Below are 26,357 nucleotides of genomic sequence, written 5' to 3'. Positions count from 1 at the left end.
CCCCGCTGACCTCGGAAATCTAGAGGGGGGTGAGTGAACAAAAAGTGGTGGAGCGGTTACCGCCCTCGGCTCAGTCGAGCCGGCGCAGTTTCGCGCGGACTTCGGCGGCGGCCAGGGGATCGGCGGCATTGAGGATGGCCAGGGCCTGGTGCCAGACGGTCCGGGTGGTGCCCCGATCGCCGGTCGCGAGATAGGTCTCGCCGAGGCGCTTGAGTGTGCCGGCCTCCTGATAGCGGTCGCCGATGTCGCGGTAGAGGCGGAGAGCCTCCTCATAGCAGGCGATGGCCTGAGAATGGTCGCCGAGGTGGTGGTGCGCATAGCCGAGGCTGTCCAGTGTGCCGCCGGCGCCGTAGCGATTACGGTTCTTGTCCGTCGCGGCGAGGGCCTGCTCGAAGTAGACGGTGGCGTGCCGATGCTCGCCGAGCAGGGCGTGTGTCCAGCCGAGCGCGTGCAGCGCGCTCCCCTCCGCCGCGCGGTCGCCACTGGCCCGGTACAGGTCGAGGGCGCGCCCCGCCTCGTCGAGCGCTTCCTCGTACCGTCCCTGCTGGTCGAGTATCCAGCCGTGGCTGCGGTGGGTGTGGGCCAGGCCCGAGCGGTCACCGAGCTCGGTGAACAGGCGGAGGGCCCGCCGCACGTGGGCATTGGCGTCGTCGTAGTGGCCCGAACGGGCGGATGCGCGGGCCAGGCCTCGATGAAGGTGGGCCTGTGCGGTCCGGTGTCCCGCCCGCACGGCGGCGGCCAGGCCGTCGCGCTGCACGGTGAGGAGGTCGTGCCAGTGGCCCTGGCGGTCGAAGAAGCGCTCAAGGGTCCAGGCCAGTTGCCAGGCGTGGGTGTCGAAGCCGTCGCGGACCGTCTGGTCGATGACGGACATGAGCACGAGGTGTTCGCGGTTGAACCAGGCCAGCGCCTGCCGGTCGTCCTCGAAGAACTCGGCAGCCACGCCAGGCTGGGCCGCGGGCAGCGTCGTCGCTCTCCAGTAAGGCGAGAACAGCCGGCCGGCGGCGTGCGCGGTGCGCAGGTAATGGTCGAAGACCCGGTGCGCGGCGGCGCGCCGCTCGGTTTCGGAGTCGTGCGCGTGCGCGAGCTCGGCGGCGTAGGCGCGGAGCAGGTCATGGCAGGCGTAGCGGCCGGGTGAGGACTCGGTGAGGAGATGGGCCCCGATCAGTTCGGTGAGGAGCCGGCGGGTCTGCTCCGCGGGCATCCCCACGATGCCGGCGGCGGCGGGCACGGCGATATCGGGTCCCGGATGTACGGCCAGGAGCCGGAACAGCCGGGCGGCATCGGGACTGAGCACCCGGTAGGACCAGGAGAAAACGGCTCGTACGTCGCCGGCCGGGTCGGAGCCGGCGAAAGCGTCGAGGCTGCCATCGGCCACGCGGAGTTCTCCCGCTATCGCGGTGAGCGGTAAGCGTGGATGGGCGGTGGCCCGCGCGGCCACCACCGCCAGTGCCAGGGGCAGCCCCGCGCACTTGGCGATGATCTCCTCGACGGCCTGGGGCGCGGCGGCGACCCGGTCCGCACCCAGACGGCGGACGAGCGTTTCCCGGGCCTCATCCGCCGACAGCAGATCCAAGGCCAAGGGATGGGCGCCCTCGGCGACGATCAGGCCGAACAGGCGGTCACGGCTGGTGATCACCACCAGGCATCCGGGGCCGCCGGGGAGCAGCGGGCGAACATGCTCGGCATCGCGGGCGTTGTCCAGCACGATCAGGACCCGGCGGTCAGCCAGCAGGCTCCGGTAGAGGGCGGTCTGGGCGTCCAATCCGGCCGGAATCCGGTGTGGCGGCACTCCTAGGGCCTGCACGAAACCACGGACCGCCTCGCCGGCGTCCACGACGGATCCACTGGGGTCGAAGCCGCGCAGGTTCACGTACAACTGCCCGTCGGGGAACCGGTGGGCGATCTGGTGCGCCAAGTGCACCGCCAGCGTGCTCTTGCCGATCCCGCCCATGCCGCTGATCGCACCGATGATCACTGTCTTGGGGCTCCGCCCGTCCTCGGGGAGCAGGGCGAGGCCCCTGGCGAGGTCGGCGCGCCGGCCGGCGAAGACCGCGAGGTCCGGCGGCAACTGCGTGGGCGGGGCTGTCGTGTGGGGGGCTTCTGGCGCAGGTGCGGCGCGTTCGGAGGACGTTCGGACGGCCGCCGGGGTGACCTGCTGGCTGAGGATCTGTCGCTGGGCGGCGCGGAGTTCGGGGCCGGGGTCGGTGCCCAGCTCGTCGGCGAGCCGGGAACGGACGGCCTGCCAGGTTTCCAGCGCTTCCGCCTGGCGGCCGGCGGCGGCGAGGGCGAGGACCAATCTGGCCTGCACCGGTTCGTCCAGCGGATGCCGCGCGGCGGTCTCCCCCAACTGCCCCAGCACCTGATCGGCCGCACCCTGGCACAACGCCAGGTCCGCCGCCTCCTGGACACCGGTCAGCTGCTCACGGTCCAGGGCGGTGAACACCGGATGAGCCCGCACCTCCGCGGGAATCCCGGTGGCGGCCGGACCGCGCCAGAGCGCGAGCGCTTCCGTCAGCAGTTTCAGGGCGGCTCCGGGCTCACCACCCACCTGTCTCCGGCGGGCTTCCTCGGTCAACTGGCGGAAGCTCAGCAGATCCACCTCGTCGGGGCCCACGTCAAGGCGGTAGCCGCCGGAGTCGCGGATGAGCCACCGGCCTTCCTCGCGTACGGCGAGCGCGGGTTCCAGCAGCCTCCGCAACATTCCCACGTACCGGTGCACGACGTTGACCGCGCTGGCCGGTGGATTCTTTCCCCACAGGACGTCCACGATCTCGCCCAGCGTCACTGATCGCCCCGCCCGCACCAGCAACAGCCCCAGCATCGCCCGCTGCTGAGGAGGCCCCGGATCCAGCTCGATGCCGTCGCGCCAGGCCCGCACAGGACCGAGCACCGTCAAGCGCACCGTTCCCGGCAACCCCTGATGTGCTGCCATCGCTTCGCGCGACAAATGGTTCCCCGCTTCCATCCATGCATGACTGAAGACCCGCCTCGTCCGATCACTTCTTACACACAGGGATCGACGTACGCTTGCGACCCAGTAAAAACAGCAGGTCAGCCGGTTCCGGATGATGTCAGTGGAGATCGCAGTGTCCAAGATCGTTGTTGCCGCCACGCCCGTCCACGGGCATGTCGCACCCCTTCTCGCCGTCGCGGCCGATCTGGTCGGGCGCGGTCATGAGGTGACCGTGCTCACCGGTATGAGGTTCAAGGAACGGACGGAGGCCGTCGGTGCGTACTTCACGGCGCTCCCCGAGGAGGCCGACTACGACGAACGGCTGATGAACCGGGAGTTTCCCGGGCGGTGCCTGCTTCCTCCTGGCCCTGCCCAGATCGGATTCGATGTCAAGTATGTCTTTGGTGACCCGGTTCCGGCGCAATATGAGGCGCTGCGCCGCCTGCTCGCCGATTTTCCGGCCACCGCGGTGATCAGCGACGCGCTGTTCATGGGAGCGCTGCCGCTCTCCCTGGCTTCCGGGCCGGAAACCCGTCCCGTCACCGTCAGCCTGGGCATCACACCGCTGTTCCCGGCGACCGGATGGGGACCGGAGGTGCACGTGGACGCGCAAGAGCATCTGGAGAAGGTGTTCGAGTCGGTCGGCGTCACCCTTCCCGGGTTCGTGCTCAACAGCCTGATCACCGTCCCCGACCACTATCTGCAGTTGACCATCCCCGAGTTCGAGTTCCCCCGCGACGACCTCCCGAGCTCCTTCCGCTTCGTCGGCCCGCTGCCCTCGGCCCCGGCCGAAACCTTCGAGCAGCCGTCATGGTGGCAGGAACTGTTGGACGGCCGCCCGGTCGTGGTGACCACACAGGGGACGTTCGCCAACGTGGACCTGGAAGAACTGGTGATTCCCACGGTGCGCGTCCTCGGCGACTCCGATGTCCTTGTCGTCGCGGCCACCGCGCGTCCGGATGGTGCCGAGGAGGTGCGGAACCTCATGGGAAATGTTCCTGACAACGCACGACTGGCCGACTTCATCCCCTTCGACATGCTGCTGCCCTTCGCCGATGTCCTGGTCACCAACGGTGGCTACGGTGGTGTGCACACCGCTCTACGACACGGTGTCCCGCTCGTCGTCGGGGGCGCCACCGAGGACAAGCCGTTGGTCGCCGCCCGGGTCGAGTGGAGCGGCTCAGGAGTCAACCTGGGCACCGCCCGACCCGACGACGCCACACTCCGCAGCGCCGTGGACACCGTCCTGTCGACGCCCTCCTATCGCACTCGTGCACAGAAACTCCGCGATGAATTCCCCCGCTTCGACGCCCTGGAGTCGATCGCCAAGCTGGTGGACGGAGCCTGACCCGGCAGCCTTCGCAAACGGTCAACCGACCGCGCACCTGCCTTGCTGAAGGGCGCGAGTGACCGGCGGGCGAAGGGGACCGTCAGGCGCCAGCGCGCTTCAGGAGTTCGTGGAGGAGGGTGACGACCTCTCTGGGGGTGAAGTCCATGGCGTTCTCGCCGACGGTCACCTCGAAGCTGCACCGGGATGGGTCCGGTCCGGATCGCACGCGGCCGTACAACTGGATGCCGGTTTCGGCGAGCATGGCCGCGCCGGCCTTCTCGACGGCTCGCCGGGGTGCCGGCAGGTGGACGTGGAAGATCGGCGTCTGCGGAGGGTCGGGGTAGGCGCGGGCGGCGCCGTCGGCGTTGACGGCCGCCGCCGAGCCGTTGCCGCCAGGTCCTGGCGGTGGCCACCGTGGCGGTGTGGCAGCTCAGACCGGGGTCACCGATCTTCTTGATCGAGCTTGCCCTGAGCCTCCGCTGAAAGGTCCTGCCAGTCGGCCCAGGTCTTGAGCCGGTCGGCGTAGACCTGCTGGATCATCGGGTAGAAGCCCTGGCCGAAGAGGACCCGCAGGGGCGGGTCGTCGGAGTCGACGATCTTGAGGAGTGCCTGGGCCGCGGCGGCCGGGTCGCCGGCGGGCTGCTTGCCCGAGATCCCCGCGAGGCGCCGGCGGAGACCGTCGTAGATCGGGTTGGGCTCGGCCATGTGGCCGTTGGCGAGTGGATCGGGGTTCTTGCCGGACCTGGTGGCGAAGCCGCCGGGTTCGACCACGGTCACCTTGATGCCGAAGTCGGCGACCTCCTGGGCGAGGGATTCGTTCAGGGCTTCCAGCGCCCACTTGGAGACGTGGTAGGCGCCGCCGAGCGGCATCGCGATGAGCCCGGCCGCCGAGGACAGCTGGATGATGTGCCCCGCGCCCTGCTCGCGCAGGTAGGGCAGCGCGGCCTGAATGACCCACACCGCGCCGAACACGTTGGTCTCCAACTGGTCGCGCAGGTGCTGCTCGGTCAGCTCCTCGATCGCGCCGATCTGGGCGTAGCCGGCGTTGTTCACGATGACGTCCAGACGGCCGAAGTGCTCGCCGGCCCGCTTGACGCTGTCGAAGACGGCGGCCTTGTCGGTCACGTCCATCTCCAGCGGAAGCACCGCGTCGCCATAGGCGGCGACCAGCTCGTCAAAGCTTCCGGTGCTCCGGGCGGTCGCGGCCACCTTGTCGCCGCGGGACAGGGCGGCCTCGACGAAGTTGCGGCCGAGGCCGCGGGACGAACCGGTGACGAACCAGACCTTGCTCATGATGTCTTTCCGTTCTTTCCGCGGTGGGGTTGTGCGCCGCGCGGATCGTTCACGCGGCGTCCTGACGAACATGAGGCGCCGGTGACCCGATCCCTGTGACAGCGCGGTCATGTGACGTGCGCCACTTATCACGGGTGTCACACAGCGGTGAGGGTCTACGTCTTGTGTGTGGAGCACAGTCGAGAGCGAACGGCAGGAGCCGGCTATGAACGAGCGCAGCGGGCCAACGACGGGCACAGCCGAGTCGCTCGCTAGTGGCGGCCGGATCGACTCCGCCACCAAGGTGTTCGTCGCCCACCGCAACCTGCTCTTCACCGTCGCCTACGAGATGCTCGGATCGGCGGCCGACGCCGAAGACGTCCTCCAGGAAACCTGGCTGCGGTGGATGAAGGTCGACATGGGGCAGGTGCGCGACCAGCGCGCCTACCTGGTCCAGATCACGACCCGGCGGTCGCTCGACCGGCTGCGCACCATGAGGCGGCGCAAGGAGGCGTATGTCGGCTCCTGGCTGCCCGAGCCGCTGCTCACCGCGCCGGACGTGGCCGAGGACGTCGAGCTCGCCGAGAGTGTGTCGATGGCGCTGATGCTCGTCCTGGAGACGCTGTCGCCGACCGAGCGCGCCGTCTTCGTGCTGCGCGAGGCCTTCAATGTCAGCTACGACGAGATCGCGGCCGCCGTCGGCAAGAACCCCGCCGCCGTCCGCCAGATCGCGCACCGCGCCCGCCGGCACGTCGATGCCCGCCGCCCTCGCGAGGTGATCTCCCCGAGCGAGGCCCGGGCGGCTCTGGAGTCGTTGCGGCGCGCGCTCGAAACCAGGGACCTGCAGGGCCTCCTTGACGTGCTCGCTCCTGAGGTCGTCCTGGTGAGCGACGGCGGCGGCGTCAAGCAGGCCGCGCCGCGGCCGATCATCGGCGCCGGCAAGGTGGCCCGCATGATCGTCGGCGGCATCGGCAAGGCCGAAGTCGCGCTCACCGGAGACCCCACCGTGGTCAACGGCAACCCGGCACTGGTCCTACGCGTGGACGGCGAGATCGACGGCGTCATAGCGATCCGGGTCGAGGACGCCCGCATCACCGGCCTCTACTACGTCCGCAACCCGGAGAAGCTGACCCGCATCGAATCCGAGATTCCCCTCACCCTGCGATGAATACCGGTGACGAACCGGCCACCGCGGCGCGCCTAGGGCCTGTCTTCTCGGTTCAGTGCGTGAGTTCGTCCCGTGTGGTCAGCGTGCCCGGATGTTGGGCGCTCCGGGCGGCCAGGATCTGCTGCCACCGCTCCATGACCTGCCGGAAGGCCTCGGTCACGAGGATAAGGAGTTCGGCGGAGGACTCGAAGCGGGCGCCCGCCGGGGTTGTGGCCCCGAGGATCTCGGCTCCGCGCTGCGATGCGGCCACCAGGGCGTCGTTCATCTGCAGAGATGCGAGGAGAGATGGAAGCCACATCTCATCGTCGATGACATAGCGTTCGCGCCGCGCGCCGGGAACCCGTTCCCGTTTGAGCATTCCCTGCTGTTCGAGGAAGGCGACGGCGTGCGAGATCGACGCGGGGCTGACGCGAAGCCGCTGGACCAGGTCGGCGGCGGTGAGAGCGCCGGAGTCGGTGACGTACAGGACGGCCAGCACCCTGGCCTCCATCCGGGGCAGCCCCTGCTGTACGAGGAGATCGGTGAAGGACTCCGCGAAGTCATGGACCGCTTGGGGATCGCGCCCATGGCCGCTGTCAGGGATCGGTGGTGCGGGAGGCTGTGCCTGCTTGTGCCGGCGCGCACGATGCCGTGTGGCCTCGTGCGCCCGGTCCGCCCCGTAATCGTCGGGTCCGCCATTGCGGGTGACCTCCCGCATGATGGTCGAGGCGGGCCGCCCTAGACGCCGGCCGATCTCTGCGTATCCGAGACCGTCGGCCAGCCCCGCGGCGATGTGCTGACGGTCCTCATCGGTGAGTCTGCCTCCGGGCATCGGTGTCTGGCTCCTATCTGTCGGCATGCGCGGCTCGGCACCCCTCGCTGCACAGTATGCATTCACCCGCAGCCCATTGCAATTCTCATCTTGATCACCCTTTGCATTTAGCTTCACGATCATTGCAATGCCTGCTCTCTTGCCGGATTGAACAGGCAGAATGGGCTCTCATTGCTTGTTGACTGATTTATGAACGCAATGTAGTGTCGCAGGCGTTCAGCGATTCCCGAACATTTGCGGCGCCGGTGGCGCTCACAGAGGGAGTCCACATATGACCGGGCTCCAGCTCGCCGAGGCCATGAGCGCCACGCCGGGACGGGGCTCGCAGAGATCGAACACTGTGCGCAAGGAGATTCATGATGGAACACGGCAACAGCGGCTTCTCCGAAGCAGGGCTGCGCAGACTGCGCGAGGTGCTGGCACGGCATGTCGAGTCGGGGAAGATTCCCGGGCTTGTCGCCCTGGTCAGCCGGGGCGGTGAGACGCACGTCGAGGCGATCGGGACGATGCGCCATGACGGGGGCGCGCCGATGCGCCGGGACACGATCTTCCGGATGGCCTCCACCTCCAAGCCGGTGGCGATGGCGGCGGCGATGGTCTTGCTGGATGAGTGCCGGCTGCGGCTGGACGACCTGGTAGAGCCGTGGCTGCCCGAGCTCGCCGACCGTCGGGTGCTGAAGCGGATCGACAGCCCGCTGGACGACACCGTGCCGGCGCGGCGGCCGATCACCGTACGGGACCTGCTGACCTCCACGTTCGGGCTCGGCATGGACATGACGTCGCTGGGCACTCCGATCATGGGCGCGATCTTCGAGCAGGGGCTCACGCCCGATCTGCCGGAGCCGATGCCCGGGCCGGATGAGTGGATGCGCCGCCTGGGCACGCTGCCGCTGATGTACCAGCCCGGAGAGCGCTGGCAGTACCAGATCAGCCACGATGTGCTCAGCGTGCTGGTGGCCAGGGTCACGGGCCAGTCGTTCGAGACGTTTCTGCGCGAACGCATCCTCGACCCCCTGGGCATGAAGGACACCGCCTTCCAGGTGCCCGCCGACAAGATCGACCGGCTACCGACCCTCTACGCCCCCGACCCGCAGAGCGGTGAGTTCCACGTGTGGGACGAGGCCAAGGACGGACGGTGGAGCCGGCCTCCGGCGTTCCAGGGCAGCGGCGGCGGGCTGGTCTCCACCGCCGACGACTACCACGCCTACTTCCAGATGCTGCTGAACGGCGGGACGCACGGCAGCGAACGGATCCTGTCCCGGCCGGCCGTCGAACTGATGACCACCAACCGCCTCACGCCCGAGCAGCAAGCCGCCCGGCACGCCATGGCCGTCGACAACGTCCATGTGTCGTTCGGCCAAGGCCAGCACGGCGGCTGGGGCTTCGGGATGGCGGTACGCACCTACCGCGGCGACTACGCGCCCATCGGCCAGTTCGGCTGGGACGGCGGAAGCGGCGCCTCGACCTACGCCGACCCGGCCAACCAGCTCACCGGGATCCTGCTCACCCAGGTCGGCATGTCAGTCCCGGATCCGGCGCGGCTCATCCACGACTTCTGGACCACGCTCTACCAGGCGATCGACGACTGACACCGAGCCTGCGCCCGGTACGCCCACCCTCGACCTACGACACCCGACGGGCAGCCCTGGCGGCCGAACCATCGACAGCCGCTTGATGCGGATGTCCCGGGGTCCTCTCCGGACCCCGGGAAGCGGCGGTGTGCCGCCCGCGTGGCGTCCGCTACGAGGCGCCCGGCCTCGTCGCTGCCGTCATGAATGGCTGTGACCAGCGTCATCGAGAGCAATCCAGTAGCGGCGCTTCACCCCGATCCCGGTGCTGCGCACATCTTCCAGGACACCGCCGTTGCTTTCGATGGTGCGCGCCGAACCGGCGTTGCCATCGTCACAGGTGAGAAGGACTCGGTCCAGACCGAGCGCCGGCGCCTTGAGGAGAACCTCTCCCAGCGCCCACGTGGCCAGTCCTTGTCTTCTGGCAGAAGGTCGAATGCTGTAGCCGATGTGCCCGCCGCCTTCCAGCAGAACGGCGTTCAGATAGTGTCGAAGGTCGATGGCCCCGAGGTAGGTCTCGCCGTCGACGATCCACCAATGGGTGGCGTGGACGCGTCCTTCCTCGACAGGCAGCGACCGGTCCGACTGCTGGCGCAGTTGCTCGACCCATGAGGCGAACTCTTCCGGATTGTTGAGGTCATCGTCATCAACCAGCCGCAAGCCGGCCCCGTCCTGGTGAGCACCAGGATGCCACTCGTCACACGCTGTGAGCCACGAGGAATGCAGCCGTTCCGTGGGAGCGATCAGTTCGGTCATGCGATGGACGATAACACCCGCACCTCGTACGTGATCAGGCACTTTGTGCTGGATCGAGCCCCTGGCCCGCGGGCGGAACGCAGCGGAACGGCGGGTGGACCGGTCCTCAGGCCAACTGCGGGTAGAGCGCCGTGACGCCCGCTGCCAGCGCGGCCTGCGCCTGGCGGCTGGCGTCGTCCGCGAGGATCTCGTAGGTGCCGGCGGCGATGCCGTCGACGGCGATCCGGGCGATGTCGGCGGGGTCGGACTTGGCCGCGGTGACCGTCTGCGTCATGTCGGTGTCCATGTAGCCGACATGCAGTCCGGCCACTCGGATGCCCTGGTCGGCGAGTTGCACGCGCAGGGCGTTGGTGAGCGACCACTGCGCGGACTTGGCGGCGCAGTAGGCGCCGATCTCCGGGAAGCTGACCCAGGACAGGCCGGACAGGATGTTCAGGATCGCGCCGCCGCCGTTGGCCGCGATCTGGGGTACGAAGCCGCGGACTACCGAGAGGGTGCCGAAATAGTGGGTGTCCATCTCCAGGCGGATGTCGTCCAGGGCCCCGGCGAGCAGGTCGCTGCCGGTGGCTGAGCCGGCGTTGTTGATCAGGACCGTCACGTCACCGGTGGCCTGGGCGGCGGCCGCCACGGAGGCGGGGTCGGTGACGTCGAGCGCGATCGGCGTGGCGCCCGGCAGGTCGACCTGGCCGGGGTTGCGGGCACCGGCGTAGACGGTGGCGCCGCGGCTGAGCAACTCGGCGGCGAGCGCGCGGCCGAACCCCCGGTTGGCTCCGGTGACAAGAACGGTGCTGGTGGACAGGTCCATGGAAAGCTCCTGGTGAAATGAGAAAGGCACGTCGAACGAATCTGGGTCAGGGTGGCCAGCCGGTTCCGTGGGCGAGGTCAGGCGGCGAGGAAGTTGGTATCTATCTCACCTTGACGACGACCTTGCCTTTTGCGCGTCCCGTTTCGAGGTAAGCCATGGCCTCATTGGTTGATTCGAATGGAAAGACCCGATCCAGGACCGGGTGTATGATCCACGAATCGACGAGAGAACTGATCTCGCGCAGCTGATCTCCGCTTGCTCTCATGAAGAGAAACGAATAGCTGACGCGGTGACGTTTTGCTGCTCTCCTGGTTCGATAGCTCAAAACGCGCATCACCGGCCGCAAGATCCACGGCGATCCGACCTCTTTCGCGAAATCAGGATCAGGCGGGCCTGAGATCGAGATGAGTTTTCCGCCGGGCTTCAGCACGCGTAGAGATTTTTTGAGCGCCTCGTCGTCCAGGCTGTGCAAGACCACATCGTAGTCATGCAGAATTTTCTCGAAATCGTCTTTTCTGTAGTCGATTACGACATCTGCGCCGAGGCGCTTCACCAGCTCGATGTTCGCCGTGCTGGTTGTTGTAGCCACGGTCGCTCCGACATGCTTGGCCAACTGGATGGCAAATGTCCCTACGCCGCCGGACCCTGCTTGGATGAAAACTTTCTGCCCCTTCTTCAGCTTCGCTGATTCGACCAACGCTTGCCAAGCGGTCAAGCCGACCAGTGGGATGGAGGCCGCTTCTTCCATGGTGAGGCGTGTTGGCTTCGGTGCCAGGTCGTCTTCTCTTATCGAGATGAGTTCCGCGAAAGCGCCGATCCGATCTTGGCCTGGCCGTGCGTAGACTTCGTCGCCGGGCCTGAATCGCCGTACTCGAGACCCGACTCGGACCACCACGCCGGCCACATCATTGCCCAGGATGACCGGCAGGTGGTAGGGCAGAATGAGTTTGAACTCTCCGTCCCTGATTTTGGAATCGAGAAGGTTCACGCCTGCGGCGTGGATCTGGACCAGTACATCGTTCTCCCGCACCTCCGGGTCCGGCATCACGCCCGCACGTACTTTATTGTGCTTTCCGTAACGGTCGAGAATGAATGCTTTCATGATATTTTTCTCTCCTATTTGCTGCTGGGCGCCACCCTGTCGTCTTCGCCGTTGGCCACCCGGATGAAGACGATGGCGTCACGCGCCATCGCGGCCACCGAGTTCGGCACGCCGTTGTCCGCGGTGACGCCTGGTGCTTCTGTTCAGGCGCCGAGGTGGCGGCGGAGCCACTGGCCCATCTGCTCGATCGCCTGGTCCACCTCGGGTACGTGCCCTGCGCCCAGGATGAACGAATGCTGCCCTTCCGGCATCGGGCGGACCTCTGAGGTGACCTTGAAGTTCGCGAGCCGGCGCCCGAACTCGGCGCCGTCGTCGGCGAGGAGTTCGTGCTCGCCGTAGTGGACGCTCGTGGGCGGCAGGCCGGTCAGATCGGCATTCACGAGGCTGATCTGAGGGTCGGTGAACTCCAGGGCCGGGTCCTGCAGCCATGCTCCGCGGAAGAGCTCGAGCACGCCCCTGCTGAGCATCTTGTCCGTCCCCTCATTCCCGTTCACCGTCGCGTTCTGGAGGGTGAGGTCGGTCCACGGCGAAATGCTGATGATCGCACCCGGGGTCGCCTCGCCCTTCGCGAGCAGACGGAGCGGCAGCATGACCGCGAGGGTGCCGCCGATCGAGTGACCCGTGCTGCCGATGTTCCGCGGCTCGTAGCCTCGTGAGAGCAGCCACCGGTAGGCGGTCTCGGCGTCGTCGAGCTGCGCCGGGTAGGGATGCTCCGGCGCCAGGCGGAAGTCCACGACCAGCGAGCGGACTCCTGCCGCCTTCGCGATGTGGCCGGCGGCCTTGCGGTCGGAGTGCATCGAGGCGGTGACCGACCCGCCGAAGTGGAAGTGAAGCAACGCTCGATCGGGGTCGGCCCCCTCGGGGATGCACCAGATGCCGGGGACGCCGTCCGCGTTCACCTCGGCGTAGGTGACGCCTTCCGGCTCCGTCGACGCCAGATGGTGCGTCTCGACGATGTCGCGCACGATCGCCAGATCGAGGCCCGGCACCGACGACTTCGCGCTCACGCTTTCCAGGAACTGTGCGAACTGCTGCGCCTGCGTACTGACTCCCACGGTGACACCCCTGCTCAGTGCTGCGCACGCTTCTCGTGCGCCGCCTTTAGATTACGACCATACGACCATAGAATGGGACGCGGTCCGGGCGCAAGGGTTCTGGCGAATTTAGATTATGATCGTACGAAGATGGGATGCGGGGGAGGGCACGTGGCTCCTCCCCGTGGGAGGAGGAGCGCGTGGTGCGGTACGGCAGGGAGCACAAGCAGGAGACGAGGCAGCGGATCATCGAGACGGCCGGCCGCCGGCTCAAGAAAGACGGCATCGACGGCTCCGGGGTCGCCACGCTCATGGCGGACGCGGGACTGACCAATGGCGCCTTCTACGCCCACTTCGCATCCAAAGAGGAGCTGGTCGCCACCACGGTCGCCGACCAGCTCCGCGAACAGCGCGAACACCTCAGCGAGGTGGCGCCCGGCCGCGCCGGAGTCGAGCAGATCGTGCGCCAGTACCTGTCAGCCGAGCATCGCGACAACCCCGGCGAAGGCTGCCCGTCGGCCGCCCTGCTCGATGAGATCGGCCGCTGCACGGACGCGACCAGGCAGGCCTACACCGTCGGCGTACTGGCCATCATCGACGACTTCACCGCACGTCTGGCGCCGCACGATCCGCAGTCAGCACGCCTCAAGACGCTCACCGTCTACGCCGGAATGATCGGGACACTGCAACTCTCCCGCGCCCTGGCCGACCGGCAACTCGCCGACGCCGTCCTTGAGCAAGGCATCGACAACGCCCTCACACTGCTGGACGCCACCGTCGTGGCGATCCTGGAAACGATCTAGCCCGCATACGGTTCGTCAACTCGGCGGGGGGCCGAGGTCAGGAGCTCGTGAGGATGACGAGTTGCTGGGTCGCTCGGGTCATCGCGACATAGCGGTCGACCGCTCCTTCGATGCCCTTGCCGAACGCCTCTGGGTCGATGAGGACGACCAGGTCGAACTCGAGCCCCTTCGACAGCTCCGGAGTCAGCGACCGGACGCGGGACGTCCCACGGAATGTGGGGTCGCCGATCACGCAGGCGATCCCGTCGGCATGTGCGGCGAGCCAGGTGTCGAGGATCGAGCCCAGATCCGAAGCGGATCCGTGTACGACGGGGACGCCGCTGCTGCGGATGGAGGTCGGTACGTTGGCGTCTGGGAGCACGGCCCGGATGACCGGCTCGGCCTCCGCCATGATCTCTTCCGGGGTCCGGTAGTTGATGCTCAGGGAGGCCAGGGTGATCCGGTCGAGCCCGATCCGCTTGAGCCGTTCCTGCCACGACTCCGTGAACCCGTGCCTGGCCTGGGCACGGTCCCCGACGATGGTGAAGCTCCGGGACGGGCAGCGGAGCAGCAACATCTGCCATTCCGCGTCGGTCAGCTCCTGAGCCTCGTCCACGACGATGTGGGCGAACGGGCCGGCGAGCAGGTCGGGTTCGGTGCTGAGCAGTGCGGTCTCGTCGACCAGGGCGTCCCGTAGGTCCTGTCCGCGAAGCATCGTCATCACGCCTTCGCCGTCGTCATCGGCCTCGAGCAGGTTGTCGACGACGCTGGCCATGCGCTCGCGTTCGGCGGCGACAGAGGCCTTTTGCCGGCGCTTACGTCGCGACGCCTCCGGGTCACCGAGCCGTTGCCGTGCCGCGTCCAGGAGCGGCAGGTCGGACACCGTCCAGGCCTGGGCGTCCTCGCGCTGCAGCCGCCGAACGTCATCGAGGCTGAGCCAGGGAGCGCACAGCCGCAGGTAGGCGGGTACCGACCACAGGTCTCCGACGAGGTCTGCCGCTTCGATCAGCGGCCACGCGCGGTTGAAGATCGTGAGCAGCTCCCTGTTCTGCAGCAGCGACTTGCGGAGCAGGACGGTTGAGATGTCGTCGTTGTCGTGCTTGTCGGCCAGGATCTTGAGGAGTTCCTCCCAGATCTGGTCGCGCGCATCGTTGTGCGGGGTGCCGGGTTCTGCTGCTTCGAACGCCTCGGCCCAATCGTCGGTGCTCAGCCGGATATCGGACCAGGGGGTCGTGACCGTCATCCCCTTGGTGGGCAGGTTCTCGTAGAACCTGACGGCGGGCTCGATCGCCTTCACCAGGTCCGCGGACGACTTCAGGAGGGCCACGGCCGGGTCGGGCTCGATCCCGGCCGCAGCTCCTTCGGCGACGAGGTCCCGCAGGGTGCAGGTCTGTACGCCCTCCTCTCCGAGGCTGGGGAGGACGTCGGCGACGTAGGCCAGGTAGGGCTGGTGCGGACCGACGAACAGCACCCCGCCCCGATGGTGACCGAGGCGAGGGTCGGAGTAGAGGAGGTAGGCGGAGCGGTGCAGAGCGACGACGGTCTTCCCCGTACCCGGACCGCCGTCGACGACGAGAGCGCCGCTGGATCCCGCGCGGATGATGGCGTCCTGGTCGGCCTGGATGGTGCCGAGCACGTCTCGCATCCGGGCCGATCGGTTGCTGCCCAGGCTGGCGATGAAGGCGGACTGGTCGTCGAGCGCGGCGTGCCCTTCGAACCCGTCCGAGGTGAACACCTCGTCCCAGTAGTCGCTGATCCGGCCGCGGGTCCAGCGGTACCTGCGGCGGCTCGCCAGGCCCATCGGGTTGGCGTGGGTGGCTCCGAAGAACGGCTCAGCCGCGGGGGAGCGCCAGTCGAGGAGCAGCCGACGACCCGTGCTGTCCGTAAGGCCAAGTCGTCCGACGTACATGGGCTCGGGGTCGTCCGCGCTGACCATGTGCCCGAGGCACAGGTCCAAACCGAAGCGGCGCAGCGCGCGCAGGCGGGCGGTCAGCCGGTGGACCTCCAAGTCCCGGTCCAACGCCTGCCGGCCCTTGCCGCCGGGAGCCTTGCGCTCGGCGTCGAGGCGGTCGGACAGGTCGGCGATCGACTGCTCGAGGCTCTCCGCGATGGCCGTGAAGTGCTGCTCATCGCCGGCGATCAGCTTCGGGTCGGCCTTGGGGGAGAGGTGGTCGGGAAGATCAAACGCGCTGGTGGTCAGCGGGTTCACGTGATTTGGCTCCGATCTGAGGTCGCTGGCGACCATTACACGCAAGAAAGGCGTCTGAACCGGCGTGACGAACACGACACCGCGCACTTCGTGGCTCCCGTTTCCGCAGGTTCTGGCCTCGGCCCACGATTCTGCGGCACGACCCGGGTCTTGCCGCAAGTCCCCCGGTGCGCTATAGGTTGAGAGTGGAAAGGGGTGGGTGTTCTCCTTTTCCGCTCATCGTCCGTTGCGGACGGACAACCTCCTCGCGAAGCGGCGGCGCTCCGCGTACGACGGTACCCTCGGCCCAGGTCGCCGCGCGACACGAGCGCTGGTCAACTGAGCCTTCGCAATCCCCCACCCGAGGCGCCGGCCTCACAGTTCGGCGCGCTGTGTCGTCGAATGGGTGAGGGCAGCCGCGACCGAGGGAGCCGACGACACCATGACCACCCCATCCGAGCCAGGACACGGCCGGCTTGATCCGAGCCTGAGCGCGATCATGAGCGAGCGGCGTCAGCTGATCAATCTGGCGTACCGGCTGCTCGGCTCCCTGGCCGATGCCGAGGATGTCGTCCAGGAGACCTACACCCGCTGGTACGCCATGTCCCGTGAGCAGCAGGACGCCATCGAATCGCCCGGCGGCTGGCTGACGACGGTGGCCAGTCGCGTGTGCCTGGACCTGCTCGGCTCGGCACGGGCTCGGCGGGAGCGTTACGTGGGCGAATGGATCCCTGAGCCGCTGCCCGATCGTACGGAGTGGATCAGTGTGCGGCCGGGCGGCACCGCGGTCGACCCGGCCGAACGGGTCACTCTCGACGAGTCGATCAACATGGCCTTCCTCGTCGTGCTCGAATCGATGACCCCGGCCGAACGCGTCGCGTTCATCCTGCACGACGTCTTCTGCCACTCCTTCGCCGAAGTGGCCGAGATCGTCGGCCGTACGCCGGCGGCCTGCCGTCAGCTGGCCTCCTCGGCCCGCCGCCGCATTCGCACGTCGCAGGCTCCCGCGACCCCGGCGGCGCGGCAGGCCGGCATCGTCCGGGACTTCAAGCAGGCCTGGCAGGCCAAGGACATCGCCACCCTCATCAGCCTGCTCGACCCGGACGCCACGGCGATCGCCGACGGCGGCGGCCTGGTCAGCGCCGTGCTCCGCCCCATCGAAGGCCGCGAGCAGATCGCGCGCTACGCCGTCGAGATCGCCGGCCGGACCGAGCTGATGATCCTGGAGCGTACGGTCAACGGCCAGCCCGGCCTGATCGCTCAGCAGGACGGCGTCACCGTGATGGTGATGGCGTTCGACGTCGCGGGCGACCTGATCAAGCACATCTGGGCGGTCCGCAACCCCGAGAAGCTCCGGCCGTGGACGGTGGGGCCACAGCACTAGGGCTGGACCGAGCAGGATCGGAGAAGCGCTGGTCATCGAGCCGCGGCTAATGTGAATGGCTATGGACCTCACCATTCATACGAGCTTCCTCCCGCATGACGACCCGGACGCCGCCCTGGCCTTCTACCGCGACACCCTCGGCTTCGAGGTACGCAGCGACGTCGGGCAGGGCACGATGCGCTGGATCACGGTCGGCCCCGTCGGCCAGCCCGGCACGTCCATCCTCCTGGCGCCGCCGGCCGCAGACCCCGGCATCACCGAGGACGAGCGCCGCACCATCGTCGAGATGATGGCCAAGGGCACCTACGGCTGGATCCTGCTGGCCACCCGGGACCTCGACGGCACCTTCGAGAAGCTGCAGGCCGGCGACGCCGAGGTCGTCCAGGAGCCGACGGAGCAGCCGTACGGCGTCCGCGACTGCGCCTTCCGCGATCCCGCGGGCAACCTGGTCCGCATCCAGGAGCTTCGCTGAGCCGTTCGGCAATCGATCGACCTGAAAGGAGTTCTGTCATGTGTCATCCCGCATGGGGACGCGCACTTACCGCGGCACAGCGCCTGAACGATCTCGCGCGGCTGCGCCGTGTCCGCGATCGGATCGATCGGGAGTACGCGCAGCCGCTGGACGTCGAGGCGCTCGCCCGCGGCGCGCACATATCGGCCGGGCATCTCAGCAGACAGTTCCGGCTCGCCTACAGTGAGTCACCATACTCCTATCTGATGACGCGGCGCATCGAGCGCGCGATGGCGCTGCTGCGTCGTGGCGACCTCAGCGTCACCGAGGTCTGTTTCGCGGTCGGCTGCTCGTCGCTGGGCACGTTCAGCACCCGCTTCACCGAGCTGGTCGGCATGCCGCCCAGCGCCTACCAACGCCAGGCGGCGGGCGCCGCGGCGGGGATGCCGTCGTGCGTGGCGAAACAGGTGACGAGACCGGTCAGGAATCGAGAAGCGCCGGTCATCGAGCCGCAACTAGCGTGATGGCTATGACTTCCATCGCATCCCTCACCCTCGAAGTGGCCGATACCGAGGCCGCCGACCGCTTCTACACCGCCTTCGGTCTGGGCGCTCACGTGCACCTGCGGGCCTCGGAGGTGCCGGCGACCGGCTTCCGTGGGTTCGTGCTGTCGCTCACGGTGTCCCAGCCGTCCACCGTCGACGCCTTCATCGGCGCCGCCCTCGGCGCCGGCGCCACGCCGGTGAAGCCTGCCGAGAAGTCGTTCTGGGGCTACGGCGGCGTCGTACAGGCCCCCGACGGGACGATCTGGAAGGTCGCGACGTCGGAGAAGAAGGACACCGGGCCGGCCAGCCGGCAGTTCGACGAGATGGTGCTCCTGCTGGGAGCCACGGACGTGGCCGCCAGCAAGCGGTTCTACGTCGACCGCGGCCTCGTCGTGGCGAAGAGCTTCGGCCGCAAGTACGTCGAGTTCGCCACCGCGTCGAGTCCGGTCAAGCTGGCCCTGTACGGGCGCCGTGCCCTTGCCAAGAACGTCGGCGTCCCCATGGACGGCACCGGATCGCACCGGCTCATGCTCGGCAGCGACGCCGGTTCTTTCACCGACCCAGACGGGTTCGCATGGGAGGCGGCATCGTGACGGGAGCACCGCCGCGTGAGCTCGAAGAGAGGCTGCGGGACACTCGCGCGAGACTGGAGGCCGACATCGATCTCTGGGTCGCGACGCCGGGCTCCGCGGGCGTCCACCTCATCCCGCTCTCGTACCTCTGGGACGGGACCGCGTTCCTCATCTCGACGCCGAGTGCCTCGGTCACCGGCCGCAACCTGCTGGCGGACGGCCGGGTACGACTCGGCCTCGGGCCGACGCGCGACGTCGTGGTCGTCGACGGCACCGCCGAGCCGGTGAACCTCGCCGACCTCGCCCCGGAGACGGGCGACGCGTTCGCGGCCAAGACCGGTTTCGACCCGCGCGAACTCGACGAGCCCTACCAGTACTTCCTGATCCGGCCACGGCGCATCCAGGCCTGGCGAGAGGCGAACGAGCTGCGGGGACGCGACCTCATGCGCGACGGCCGCTGGCTCGGCTGACCGCCGCCCGGGAACACCCGCCCCATCCGGGCGACAACCGATCACTTGCCGAGAAGCCGCCACCCCGGCGGATCTTTGGCATGCCGCAAGAGAGGAAATCTGCCATGAAGGACACCGAGAACACCGGCGCAGCCGACGAGAAGTTCGACGGATTCACGGATGAGGAACGGGCCGCGATGAAGGAGCGCGCCAAGGAGCTGAAGGCGTCCGCCCGGCGCGGCTCACGCGCGGCCAAGGCGGACGTGGAGAGCGACGTGCTCGCGAAGATCGCCGAGATGGAGGAGGCGGACCGCGTCATCGCCGAGCGGCTCCACGACATCGTCAAGGCCAACGCGCCGGCCCTCTCGCCGAAGCTCTGGTACGGGATGCCGGCGTACGCCAGGAACGGCAAGGTCGTCTGCTTCTTCCAGAGCGCGCACAAGTTCAAGACGAGGTACGCCACACTCGGCTTCAGCGACCCGGCGAACCTCGATGAAGGCACCATGTGGCCGACCGCCTTCGCCCTGACGGAGCTGACCGCCGCCGACGAGGCGCGGATCGGCGCGCTCATCAAGAAGGCCGCGGGCTGAGGCGGTCAGAGCGTCGCACCGGCCGCCAGCAGTCTCTCCGCAAGCACGCGACAGCGCTCCCCGAGCTCCGGAGGGTCGAGTACCTCGAAGTCGTGCCCCAGCAGGAGCACATGCATGAGCACGAAGTCGAGGCTGCCGGCGCCACTGAGCACTTCGCAGAGCTCGCTCCCGCGCCGCCGTACGACGGCCGCCGACGCCGGAATCTGCGCGCGTACCGTGTCGGCCGGCGCGTGCACGAGGAAGCGCGCCTGGTGTGGGTAGACCCGGCTCGCCACACTCTCCTGTACGTACGTCGCCGCGTCGGGCGCTTCGCGCGGGCGGAAGTGCCAGGTCCGGGCGGACACGTCGGTCATCCGGTCGACGCGGAAGCTGCGCCAGTCGTCGCGATCGAGGTCGTAGGCCAAGAGGTACCAGCGCCGGTCGGAGGCGACCAGGCGGTAGGGCTCGATCCGCCGCCGTCGCACCTCGTTCCCGGACGGATAGCCGAAGCCGGCCTCGACCTCGTCGCGGCAGGCTCTGGCCAGCGTCATGAGCACCTCGGAGTCGACCGGCGTACGGCCGCCGCCGAAGGACTCCACCGAGCCGGAGAGCGCGCGCACCTCGTGCCGCAACCGGGTGGGCAGCACCCGGTCGAGCTTGGTCAGCGCCCGGAGCGCGGCGTCGCCGGCGCTGGCGACCGCGCCACCCGCGCCGACGAGCAGTGAGAGGGCGGTGGCGATCGCCTCCTCGTCGTCGAGAAGCAGCGGCGGCAGGTCCTGCCCCGGGCCGAGCTGGTAGCCGCCGCCGACACCCTGGCCGGCATGCACCAGATAGCCGAGTGCGCGCAGCCGCTCGACATCACGCCGTACCGTACGCGGCGTGACCCCGAGCCGGTCGGCGAGCTCGGGGCCGGTCCAGACCTGACGCTGCTGCAGCAGCCCGAGCAGGGTGAGCACCCGCTCCGTCGTACCCCGCTCCGCACCGCTTGCCACGTCCATTCCCACACCCTGCCAGAGATAGCGGACCGATTCTGTCCGCTTGGGGTGTGAGGGTGGCTCCATGGACGCAGACGAACCCGACTGGAACCGTACGCTGCGCGAGCAGTGGGAGTTCCACTGGAACCATCAGGTCCGAGCCCGGCTCGACGGCCTCACCGACGACGAGTACTTCTGGTCGCCGGTGCCGGACGCCTGGAGCGTGCGGCCGCGCGGCAGCTCGACGGCGCCCGTGCAGGTCGGTGCCGGGGACTTCACGATGGACTACGCCTTTCCCCAGCCGGTCCCCGCAGCCTTCACCACGATCGCCTGGCGGCTCGGCCATGTCATCGTCGGCGTGCTCGCCGCGCGCAACGCGGCGTACTTCGGCGCTCCGGCGGCGTCGTACGAGACCTGGGAGTACGCCGGCAGCGCGGCCACCGCGCTCGACCAGCTCGAAGCCCAGCTCGACGGCTGGCTGGCCGGGGTGCGCGGCCTCAGCGAGGCCGAGCTCCAGGTCGCGGTCGGCGCGAAGGAGCCCTATCCCGAGGCGTCCATGGCCGATCTGGTGCTGCACATCCACCGCGAGCTGATCCACCACCTGTCCGAGGTCTGCCTGCTGCGCGATCTCTACCTGCACACGAACGGAGTAACGCGATGAGCCGCCACATCCAGGTCACCTTCGACGCCCACGACCCGCGAGCGCTGTCATTCTTCTGGCGCGAGGTACTGGGCTACGTCCACCCCGCCCCGCCCGGCGTCGACCTGCCCGAGGGCGCCGACCCGCTGGCCGCGTGGGACGACTTCCTCGCGCGGGTCGGCGTACCGGAGGAGCAGCGCAACACGAGATCGGCCATCGAGGACCCGGATGGGCACGGGCCACGGGTGTTCTTCCAGCAGGTGCCGGAGGGCAAGGTCGCCAAGAACCGCGTCCACCTCGACGTCCGCGCGGCTCCCGGGCTGCGGGGAGAGGAGCGGATGGCGGCGCTGGAGGCCGAGTGCGACCGGCTCGTCGCGCTGGGAGCGAAGCGGGTACGTCGCTACGAGCCCGATCCTCCGATGAGCGGCGGCCTCATCGTGATGACCGACCCCGAGGGCAACGAGTTCTGCCTGGACTGACGCGGACCGGGCATGCCCATTCAGGCGGGGCCTCGTGGCCAGGCGTCGAACTGGAGAGCTGGCGGGTCCGCGAATTCGCCGGCCTTCTTCACGCAGTCAGGGCAGATGGGTTCCTTGACCGATCTGGCCACGGCTTCCGGTGTCGGTTCGCGGATGCTGCCCAGCACGGTCATGCCTGGAAGAAGACCGGTCTCGGGGTCGATCATGGCGGTCGTGACACTCGCCGGGGTGAAGCGGAAGGTGCGCTTGCACGCGTAACAGCTGCCGATGGTCGGGATCTGCTCGTCTCCCATGGTGCCCATCCTCCTCTCTCACGACACCAACGCCAAGAACCGGCAAGTCGCGGGCCGGGCTTTGCATGAGCATGCGTTTGGATGCATACTCTCTCTCATGTCCAAGGTTCTCACCTCCTTGCCCACCGGCGAGCGCGTCGGCATCGCTTTCTCGGGCGGCCTCGACACCTCGGTCGCCGTCGCGTGGATGCGCGACAAGGGCGCCGTCCCGTGCACCTACACCGCCGACATCGGCCAGTACGACGAGCCCGACATCGCCTCGGTGCCCGGTCGTGCGGTGGCGTACGGGGCTGAGATCGCGCGCCTGGTCGACTGCCGGGCGGCGCTGGTCGAGGAGGGCTTGGCCGCGCTCGCCTGCGGTGCGTTCCATATTCGTTCGGCCGGGCGCCCCTACTTCAACACCACGCCGCTCGGTCGTGCCGTCACGGGGACCCTGCTGGTGCGGGCGATGCTCGAGGACGACGTGCAGATCTGGGGCGACGGCTCGACGTTCAAGGGCAACGACATCGAGCGGTTCTACCGCTACGGGCTGCTCGCGAACCCCCACCTGCGCATCTACAAGCCCTGGCTCGACGCGGACTTCGTGTCCGAGCTCGGCGGGCGCAAGGAGATGTCGGAGTGGCTGCTGGCCCACGACCTGCCTTACCGCGACAGCACTGAGAAGGCCTACTCGACCGACGCCAACATCTGGGGCGCCACCCACGAGGCCAAGACCCTGGAGCACCTCGACACCGGCATCGAGACCGTGGACCCGATCATGGGCGTGCGATTCTGGGATCCTGCGGTCGAGATCGACACCGAGGACGTGACCATCGGGTTCGACCAGGGCCGCCCGGTGACGATCAACGGCAAGGAGTTCGCCACCCCGGTCGACCTGGTGATGGAGGCGAACGCGATCGGTGGACGGCACGGCATCGGCATGTCGGACCAGATCGAGAACCGGGTGATCGAGGCCAAGAGCCGCGGCATCTACGAGGCGCCGGGGATGGCGTTGCTGCACGCGGCGTACGAGCGGCTGGTCAACGCGATCCACAACGAGGACACCCTGGCCAACTACTACAACGAGGGACGGCGGCTCGGCCGGCTGATGTACGAGGGCCGCTGGCTCGACCCGCAGGCGCTGATGGTGCGAGAGTCCCTGCAGCGCTGGGTCGGCACGGCGGTCATCGGCGAGGTGACGCTGCGGCTGCGGCGCGGTGAGGACTACTCGATCCTGGACACCTCCGGCCCGGCCTTCAGCTACCACCCGGACAAGCTGTCGATGGAGCGCACCGAGGACTCGGCGTTCGGCCCGGTGGACCGGATCGGCCAGCTCACCATGCGCAACCTGGACATCGCCGACTCGCGCGCCAAGCTCGAGCAGTACGCCAGCCTCGGCATGGTCGGCACCACCCATCACGCGCTCATCGGCATCCCGGTGGCGGCCTCGACCGAGCTGATCGGCGCGATGCCGGAGGGCGGCGCCGAAATCATCGCCTCACGCGGTGAGGTCTCCGACGAGGACGAGATGCTCGACCGCGCCGCGATGGAGCTCGGCACCGACTGACCGGCCTCGGCCGCCCCGGTGTGCGTCGTACCTGCTGAAGATGTCGATCTCAGGTGGAGAACGCCGCCGGGTTGCGGCGAACGGCGGCGGCCCGGCTGCGGCGTGCGTACATGACGGTCCAGGCGACGAGCGCGGCCGTGACCACGATGGGCAGCACCGTGGAGATCAAGACCATCGTCGAAGTGGGCAGCACGTACGACAGGACGACCCGTGCGACCGCCTCGGCCAGATAGGCGACGCCCCACACGAGGGTGAGGACGCGCTGCGTCCGGCGGAAGCCGGCGTACTCCCACAAGCCGTTCCACCGGGCCAGCCCCTCCTCGGTGCCGTCGGTGCCGAACTTCCGTCCGAAGTAGAACATCAACGGGCGGCGCGTCAGCAGCGACCCGAGCAGCACCAGGCCGAACAGGCCGGTGGCCGCCGAGTCCTTGACCAGCACCAGCGACGCGCTGCGGAACACCAGCGCGCTCAGCACACCGAGCCCGACCACGATCAGCGCGAGCACGCCGAAGTCGTCGACGCGACGCTTGATCAGGAAGATGCCGAGCACCTCGACGGCGGGCCAGACCCCGGAGATCGCGAGCGCGGCGACGGCCGACACGCCGCGGTCGGCCAGCACCGTGTACGTCAGGTAGGGCAGGACGACGTTGAACACGATCGTCGGTCCCCAGTTCAGCGCGATTGCCCGGAACCGTGCCATCAGACCCTCCTCGTATGTCGAATAAACTCACGAGCGTGATCGGAAATGTATCATCGGATTGGTCGCTCACACGACCTTCGCGTGGGCGCTCTGTCGCGCTCGTCCCGTTCCTCTTCGGGGTCTCCGGGCGGCCGGAGCTGTCCGGCACCGCGCTGACCCGCCTGTTGGGGGATCTCGGCCTGACCGAGGCGGCGGCGCGCGCCCTTGTCGCCCGGATGCGGCGCGACGGCCAGTTGGTCAGCGAGCGGCGCGGCGGCGGCGCGTACTACCGGCTGGCCGGCGCCATGGCCGCGGGCTTCGCGCAGATCCGGCGCGGCACCTCGGACGAGCCCCCGCCGTGGACCGGGCACTTCCACGCGCTGCTGTACCAGGTGCCGGAGAGCGAGCGCGCCTACCGCGACGCGCTGCGCCGGGCCGCGCTGCTCACCGGGTACGGCCTGCTCCAGCAGGGGGTGCTCATCGCGCTCACCGACCGCTCCGCCCACCTCGGTACCCTGCTCACCCCGCCGGAAGGCGTCCGGCTGCACCGGGCCACCCTCGCGATGGCGGAGGCGGACGCCGCCCACGCCGCGTACGACGCCTGGGATCTCGGGGCGCTGAGCGAGACGTACTCCCAGCATGCCGAGGCCATCGAGACGGCGGTCCGCACGGCCCCGGACGAGCTTCGGGCGGAGGCGGCGGCGCTGCGTACGTTCAGCCGGCTGCTCGGCACGGCCCTGGTCGACACCCTGCGCGCGCCGCGACTGCCGGAGCCGCTGCGGCCGGCTGGGTGGGCGCTGCCCCGGTTGTTCGCCGCGGTCGACGCGGTGCAGCGGGTCTACGGCGCCCCAGCCGTCACGTACGTGCGCCAGGTGCTGGACGAGGACTGACCAGGGCACGTCTCCTCGGTGCACCGTGCTGAGCAAAAGGCGCAGAAGTCTGCGTGCGTATCTTCCGGCTTCTAGGATCTTGGCGGATAGCGTGGGAAAAGTTACTCTTTGTGACTTATCTGGGACGGATGGTGATGACGTTGCCTTCAGACGAGTCGGCCCGGATATACGACCGGGCGGCGATCAAGAGGCTCGGCGACGCGCTTGTCGACGACACCACCGGGACCTCTCCCGTGTCGTATCTGGAAGAGGCCGGCGCCTTTCCCCCGAATATGCGACTCGGCTGGGGCGCGCTGGGTGTGCTTGGATCTCCGTTGGCCCTGGAGCACGACAAAATAGTCGCCGCCGCCGAGCGGAAGCTGGGCGACATGGCCCAATCTCTGCACGGTCATCGAGACGAGCTGTATACGGCATCCGGAAACGTGGGCACCGCGGAAGTGGAGAACATAGAGAATGTCCGAAGCATTTAAACTCCCCATACCAGGAGGCACTCCAAGTCCGTACGAGCCCGGCGGCGGCGGTGATCTGCTGTGGATGCAGCTGACGACACTCGGTGAATACGCCTTCGCTGCCGCCATATTGCCCGTGATGCAGAAGTCCGTGCTCAAGTACGGCCTTACGGTGCCGGTGGATCCGCAGTTGCTGCACAAGGCCGCGGACGGCTGGAGTGCCGTCAGTGGCAACGTGTTCGCCTCCGGCACGTCCATGCAGGAGCAGCACGACAGTGTGTCCGCGGCCAGTTGGCAGGCGCTGGATCGAGCGGCTTTCGGGGAGAAGGTCACCGAGTTCGCCATGGGCTCGCAGGCCGCCGCCGACTCGGCCCATCGTCTTTCGTGGATCCTCAGAGTACTGGCCAACATTTGGACCGCGTGGATCTACCTGAACTTCGCGAATGCGACGTCCACCGCGACGTTCGCGCTCGCGGGGGCGCTCAGCGGAGGCGGGAGGATCTACGCTCAATTGCAGGCGCGTTCCGTGGCCCTCTCGATTGAGCAGCGGATTCTGGTGCTGCGCAACGAGGTTCTGTGGGACCTCTTCAAACTCCTCGTGACGTGTGGAGCCGCCTGGGGGTACGACAAGATCCTGACGGACGGCCTGAAGTGACGGGTGACTCCGG

The 26,357-nt window shown here is 68.3% G+C and carries 28 protein-coding genes; 16 read left to right on the top strand and 12 right to left on the bottom strand.

Features of this window, described 5'->3' with window-relative positions; translation table 11 throughout:
• Positions 1-70: 70 nt before the first annotated feature.
• A complete protein-coding gene (locus AB0F17_RS55415; RefSeq protein WP_358041886.1) occupies positions 71-2,890 on the bottom strand; it encodes a BTAD domain-containing putative transcriptional regulator in 2,820 nt (939 codons plus the stop codon).
• A gap of 196 nt (positions 2,891-3,086) precedes the next feature.
• On the opposite strand from AB0F17_RS55415, the gene AB0F17_RS55410 reads away from it, so the two are divergent.
• Positions 3,087-4,301, top strand: a complete 1,215-nt coding sequence (locus AB0F17_RS55410; protein ID WP_358041883.1) for a nucleotide disphospho-sugar-binding domain-containing protein — start codon at positions 3,087-3,089, stop codon at positions 4,299-4,301.
• 82 nt (positions 4,302-4,383) lie between these two features.
• Here the strand turns inward: AB0F17_RS55410 and AB0F17_RS55405 are convergent, their stop codons facing one another.
• Both AB0F17_RS55405 and AB0F17_RS55400 read right to left on the bottom strand, forming a co-directional pair.
• Positions 4,384-4,545, bottom strand: coding sequence for a hypothetical protein (locus AB0F17_RS55405; RefSeq protein ID WP_358041880.1), 162 nt, complete (start codon positions 4,543-4,545; stop codon positions 4,384-4,386).
• Between the two features lie 179 nt (positions 4,546-4,724).
• A complete protein-coding gene (locus AB0F17_RS55400) occupies positions 4,725-5,576 on the bottom strand; it encodes an SDR family NAD(P)-dependent oxidoreductase (protein ID WP_358041877.1) in 852 nt (283 codons plus the stop codon).
• Between the two features lie 205 nt (positions 5,577-5,781).
• Here AB0F17_RS55400 and AB0F17_RS55395 point away from each other — a divergent pair, with 205 nt between their 5' ends.
• Positions 5,782-6,723, top strand: coding sequence for an RNA polymerase sigma-70 factor (locus AB0F17_RS55395; protein WP_358041874.1), 942 nt, complete (start codon positions 5,782-5,784; stop codon positions 6,721-6,723).
• A gap of 52 nt (positions 6,724-6,775) precedes the next feature.
• On the opposite strand, the gene AB0F17_RS55390 is transcribed toward AB0F17_RS55395, so the two are convergent.
• The gene (locus AB0F17_RS55390) at positions 6,776-7,534 is read right to left on the bottom strand and encodes a helix-turn-helix domain-containing protein (RefSeq protein ID WP_358041871.1); all 759 of its coding nucleotides are present in this window, start codon (positions 7,532-7,534) and stop codon (positions 6,776-6,778) included.
• A gap of 359 nt (positions 7,535-7,893) precedes the next feature.
• On the opposite strand from AB0F17_RS55390, the gene AB0F17_RS55385 reads away from it, so the two are divergent.
• A complete protein-coding gene (locus AB0F17_RS55385; RefSeq protein ID WP_358041966.1) occupies positions 7,894-9,123 on the top strand; it encodes a serine hydrolase domain-containing protein in 1,230 nt (409 codons plus the stop codon).
• 180 nt (positions 9,124-9,303) lie between these two features.
• Here the strand turns inward: AB0F17_RS55385 and AB0F17_RS55380 are convergent, their stop codons facing one another.
• From AB0F17_RS55380 to AB0F17_RS55365, 4 genes are all read right to left on the bottom strand, one after another.
• Positions 9,304-9,858 carry a GNAT family N-acetyltransferase gene (locus AB0F17_RS55380; RefSeq protein ID WP_358041868.1) on the bottom strand — a complete coding sequence of 185 codons (555 nt, stop codon included), beginning with the start codon at positions 9,856-9,858 and terminating at the stop codon, positions 9,304-9,306.
• Between the two features lie 106 nt (positions 9,859-9,964).
• Entirely contained in the window at positions 9,965-10,663 is a 699-nt protein-coding gene (locus AB0F17_RS55375) for an SDR family oxidoreductase (RefSeq protein WP_358041865.1), read from the bottom strand.
• Between the two features lie 100 nt (positions 10,664-10,763).
• Positions 10,764-11,765 carry an NADP-dependent oxidoreductase gene (locus tag AB0F17_RS55370; RefSeq protein ID WP_358041862.1) on the bottom strand — a complete coding sequence of 334 codons (1,002 nt, stop codon included), beginning with the start codon at positions 11,763-11,765 and terminating at the stop codon, positions 10,764-10,766.
• A 143-nt stretch (positions 11,766-11,908) separates the two neighbouring features.
• Positions 11,909-12,820: an alpha/beta hydrolase gene (locus AB0F17_RS55365; RefSeq protein WP_358041859.1), complete on the bottom strand. Its 912-nt coding sequence runs from the start codon at positions 12,818-12,820 to the stop codon at positions 11,909-11,911.
• 182 nt (positions 12,821-13,002) lie between these two features.
• Between AB0F17_RS55365 and AB0F17_RS55360 the strand changes: the two genes are divergently transcribed.
• The gene (locus tag AB0F17_RS55360) at positions 13,003-13,602 is read left to right on the top strand and encodes a TetR/AcrR family transcriptional regulator (protein ID WP_358041856.1); all 600 of its coding nucleotides are present in this window, start codon (positions 13,003-13,005) and stop codon (positions 13,600-13,602) included.
• A 37-nt stretch (positions 13,603-13,639) separates the two neighbouring features.
• On the opposite strand, the gene helR is transcribed toward AB0F17_RS55360, so the two are convergent.
• Positions 13,640-15,790: an RNA polymerase recycling motor ATPase HelR gene (gene helR, locus AB0F17_RS55355; protein ID WP_358041853.1), complete on the bottom strand. Its 2,151-nt coding sequence runs from the start codon at positions 15,788-15,790 to the stop codon at positions 13,640-13,642.
• A 421-nt stretch (positions 15,791-16,211) separates the two neighbouring features.
• Between helR and sigJ the strand changes: the two genes are divergently transcribed.
• The 6 genes from sigJ to AB0F17_RS55325 all read left to right on the top strand — a co-directional run bounded on the left by sigJ (position 16,212) and on the right by AB0F17_RS55325 (position 19,760).
• Positions 16,212-17,153 carry an RNA polymerase sigma factor SigJ gene (gene sigJ, locus AB0F17_RS55350; protein ID WP_358041850.1) on the top strand — a complete coding sequence of 314 codons (942 nt, stop codon included), beginning with the start codon at positions 16,212-16,214 and terminating at the stop codon, positions 17,151-17,153.
• Between the two features lie 61 nt (positions 17,154-17,214).
• Positions 17,215-17,625 carry a VOC family protein gene (locus AB0F17_RS55345; protein ID WP_358041847.1) on the top strand — a complete coding sequence of 137 codons (411 nt, stop codon included), beginning with the start codon at positions 17,215-17,217 and terminating at the stop codon, positions 17,623-17,625.
• A 38-nt stretch (positions 17,626-17,663) separates the two neighbouring features.
• Positions 17,664-18,128 (top strand): helix-turn-helix transcriptional regulator, encoded by a 465-nt coding sequence (locus AB0F17_RS55340; protein WP_358041844.1) that lies wholly within the window; start codon positions 17,664-17,666, stop codon positions 18,126-18,128.
• Between the two features lie 5 nt (positions 18,129-18,133).
• Positions 18,134-18,742, top strand: coding sequence for a glyoxalase (locus AB0F17_RS55335; protein ID WP_358041840.1), 609 nt, complete (start codon positions 18,134-18,136; stop codon positions 18,740-18,742).
• Positions 18,739-19,191: a pyridoxamine 5'-phosphate oxidase family protein gene (locus AB0F17_RS55330; protein ID WP_358041837.1), complete on the top strand. Its 453-nt coding sequence runs from the start codon at positions 18,739-18,741 to the stop codon at positions 19,189-19,191. The genes AB0F17_RS55335 and AB0F17_RS55330 overlap by 4 nt, the downstream gene beginning before the upstream one ends.
• A 104-nt stretch (positions 19,192-19,295) precedes the next feature.
• Positions 19,296-19,760 (top strand): DUF1801 domain-containing protein, encoded by a 465-nt coding sequence (locus AB0F17_RS55325; protein ID WP_358041834.1) that lies wholly within the window; start codon positions 19,296-19,298, stop codon positions 19,758-19,760.
• Positions 19,761-19,765: 5 nt separating this feature from the next.
• Here the strand turns inward: AB0F17_RS55325 and AB0F17_RS55320 are convergent, their stop codons facing one another.
• Entirely contained in the window at positions 19,766-20,737 is a 972-nt protein-coding gene (locus AB0F17_RS55320; protein WP_358041831.1) for a YafY family protein, read from the bottom strand.
• 61 nt (positions 20,738-20,798) lie between these two features.
• On the opposite strand from AB0F17_RS55320, the gene AB0F17_RS55315 reads away from it, so the two are divergent.
• Entirely contained in the window at positions 20,799-21,374 is a 576-nt protein-coding gene (locus tag AB0F17_RS55315) for a DinB family protein (RefSeq protein ID WP_358041828.1), read from the top strand.
• Positions 21,371-21,832, top strand: coding sequence for a VOC family protein (locus AB0F17_RS55310; protein WP_358041825.1), 462 nt, complete (start codon positions 21,371-21,373; stop codon positions 21,830-21,832). The genes AB0F17_RS55315 and AB0F17_RS55310 overlap by 4 nt, the downstream gene beginning before the upstream one ends.
• Positions 21,833-21,852: 20 nt before the next feature.
• Here AB0F17_RS55310 and AB0F17_RS55305 read toward each other — a convergent pair whose 3' ends face one another.
• The gene (locus tag AB0F17_RS55305) at positions 21,853-22,125 is read right to left on the bottom strand and encodes a hypothetical protein (RefSeq protein ID WP_358041822.1); all 273 of its coding nucleotides are present in this window, start codon (positions 22,123-22,125) and stop codon (positions 21,853-21,855) included.
• A 97-nt stretch (positions 22,126-22,222) separates the two neighbouring features.
• Here AB0F17_RS55305 and argG point away from each other — a divergent pair, with 97 nt between their 5' ends.
• The gene (argG, locus tag AB0F17_RS55300) at positions 22,223-23,671 is read left to right on the top strand and encodes an argininosuccinate synthase (protein WP_358041819.1); all 1,449 of its coding nucleotides are present in this window, start codon (positions 22,223-22,225) and stop codon (positions 23,669-23,671) included.
• 49 nt (positions 23,672-23,720) lie between these two features.
• Here argG and AB0F17_RS55295 read toward each other — a convergent pair whose 3' ends face one another.
• Complete coding sequence (locus tag AB0F17_RS55295) at positions 23,721-24,371, bottom strand: VC0807 family protein (RefSeq protein ID WP_358041817.1); 651 nt, start codon at positions 24,369-24,371, stop codon at positions 23,721-23,723.
• Positions 24,372-24,406: 35 nt separating this feature from the next.
• On the opposite strand from AB0F17_RS55295, the gene AB0F17_RS55290 reads away from it, so the two are divergent.
• From AB0F17_RS55290 to AB0F17_RS55280, 3 genes are all read left to right on the top strand, one after another.
• Positions 24,407-25,240 (top strand): hypothetical protein, encoded by an 834-nt coding sequence (locus AB0F17_RS55290; protein WP_358041814.1) that lies wholly within the window; start codon positions 24,407-24,409, stop codon positions 25,238-25,240.
• A gap of 128 nt (positions 25,241-25,368) precedes the next feature.
• Entirely contained in the window at positions 25,369-25,710 is a 342-nt protein-coding gene (locus AB0F17_RS55285) for a hypothetical protein (protein ID WP_358041811.1), read from the top strand.
• 64 nt (positions 25,711-25,774) lie between these two features.
• Entirely contained in the window at positions 25,775-26,344 is a 570-nt protein-coding gene (locus tag AB0F17_RS55280) for a hypothetical protein (protein ID WP_358041808.1), read from the top strand.
• Positions 26,345-26,357: the final 13 nt, after the last annotated feature.

Origin of the sequence: Nonomuraea sp. NPDC026600 (assembly GCF_040638335.1) — a bacterium.
Lineage (GTDB): Bacteria > Actinomycetota > Actinomycetes > Streptosporangiales > Streptosporangiaceae > Nonomuraea.
This window is presented reverse-complemented; position numbering and strand designations above follow the sequence as displayed.

Bases quoted from the DNA above. Each gene is read 5' to 3' on its own strand.
- AB0F17_RS55390 (WP_358041871.1), bottom strand. From the start codon at position 7,534: ATGCCCGGAGGCAGACTCACCGATGAGGACCGTCAGCACATCGCCGCG.
- AB0F17_RS55295 (WP_358041817.1), bottom strand. From the start codon at position 24,371: ATGGCACGGTTCCGGGCAATCGCGCTGAACTGGGGACCGACGATCGTG.
- AB0F17_RS55285 (WP_358041811.1), top strand. From the start codon at position 25,369: ATGGTGATGACGTTGCCTTCAGACGAGTCGGCCCGGATATACGACCGG.
- AB0F17_RS55385 (WP_358041966.1), top strand. From the start codon at position 7,894: ATGGAACACGGCAACAGCGGCTTCTCCGAAGCAGGGCTGCGCAGACTG.
- AB0F17_RS55375 (WP_358041865.1), bottom strand. From the start codon at position 10,663: ATGGACCTGTCCACCAGCACCGTTCTTGTCACCGGAGCCAACCGGGGG.
- AB0F17_RS55335 (WP_358041840.1), top strand. From the start codon at position 18,134: ATGACTTCCATCGCATCCCTCACCCTCGAAGTGGCCGATACCGAGGCC.
- AB0F17_RS55315 (WP_358041828.1), top strand. From the start codon at position 20,799: ATGGACGCAGACGAACCCGACTGGAACCGTACGCTGCGCGAGCAGTGG.
- AB0F17_RS55305 (WP_358041822.1), bottom strand. From the start codon at position 22,125: ATGGGAGACGAGCAGATCCCGACCATCGGCAGCTGTTACGCGTGCAAG.
- AB0F17_RS55405 (WP_358041880.1), bottom strand. From the start codon at position 4,545: ATGCTCGCCGAAACCGGCATCCAGTTGTACGGCCGCGTGCGATCCGGA.
- AB0F17_RS55395 (WP_358041874.1), top strand. From the start codon at position 5,782: ATGAACGAGCGCAGCGGGCCAACGACGGGCACAGCCGAGTCGCTCGCT.
- AB0F17_RS55340 (WP_358041844.1), top strand. From the start codon at position 17,664: ATGTGTCATCCCGCATGGGGACGCGCACTTACCGCGGCACAGCGCCTG.
- AB0F17_RS55380 (WP_358041868.1), bottom strand. From the start codon at position 9,858: ATGACCGAACTGATCGCTCCCACGGAACGGCTGCATTCCTCGTGGCTC.
- AB0F17_RS55280 (WP_358041808.1), top strand. From the start codon at position 25,775: ATGCAGCTGACGACACTCGGTGAATACGCCTTCGCTGCCGCCATATTG.
- AB0F17_RS55400 (WP_358041877.1), bottom strand. From the start codon at position 5,576: ATGAGCAAGGTCTGGTTCGTCACCGGTTCGTCCCGCGGCCTCGGCCGC.
- AB0F17_RS55370 (WP_358041862.1), bottom strand. From the start codon at position 11,765: ATGAAAGCATTCATTCTCGACCGTTACGGAAAGCACAATAAAGTACGT.
- AB0F17_RS55345 (WP_358041847.1), top strand. From the start codon at position 17,215: ATGGACCTCACCATTCATACGAGCTTCCTCCCGCATGACGACCCGGAC.
- sigJ (WP_358041850.1), top strand. From the start codon at position 16,212: ATGACCACCCCATCCGAGCCAGGACACGGCCGGCTTGATCCGAGCCTG.
- AB0F17_RS55320 (WP_358041831.1), bottom strand. From the start codon at position 20,737: ATGGACGTGGCAAGCGGTGCGGAGCGGGGTACGACGGAGCGGGTGCTC.
- AB0F17_RS55310 (WP_358041825.1), top strand. From the start codon at position 21,371: ATGAGCCGCCACATCCAGGTCACCTTCGACGCCCACGACCCGCGAGCG.
- argG (WP_358041819.1), top strand. From the start codon at position 22,223: ATGTCCAAGGTTCTCACCTCCTTGCCCACCGGCGAGCGCGTCGGCATC.
- AB0F17_RS55325 (WP_358041834.1), top strand. From the start codon at position 19,296: ATGAAGGACACCGAGAACACCGGCGCAGCCGACGAGAAGTTCGACGGA.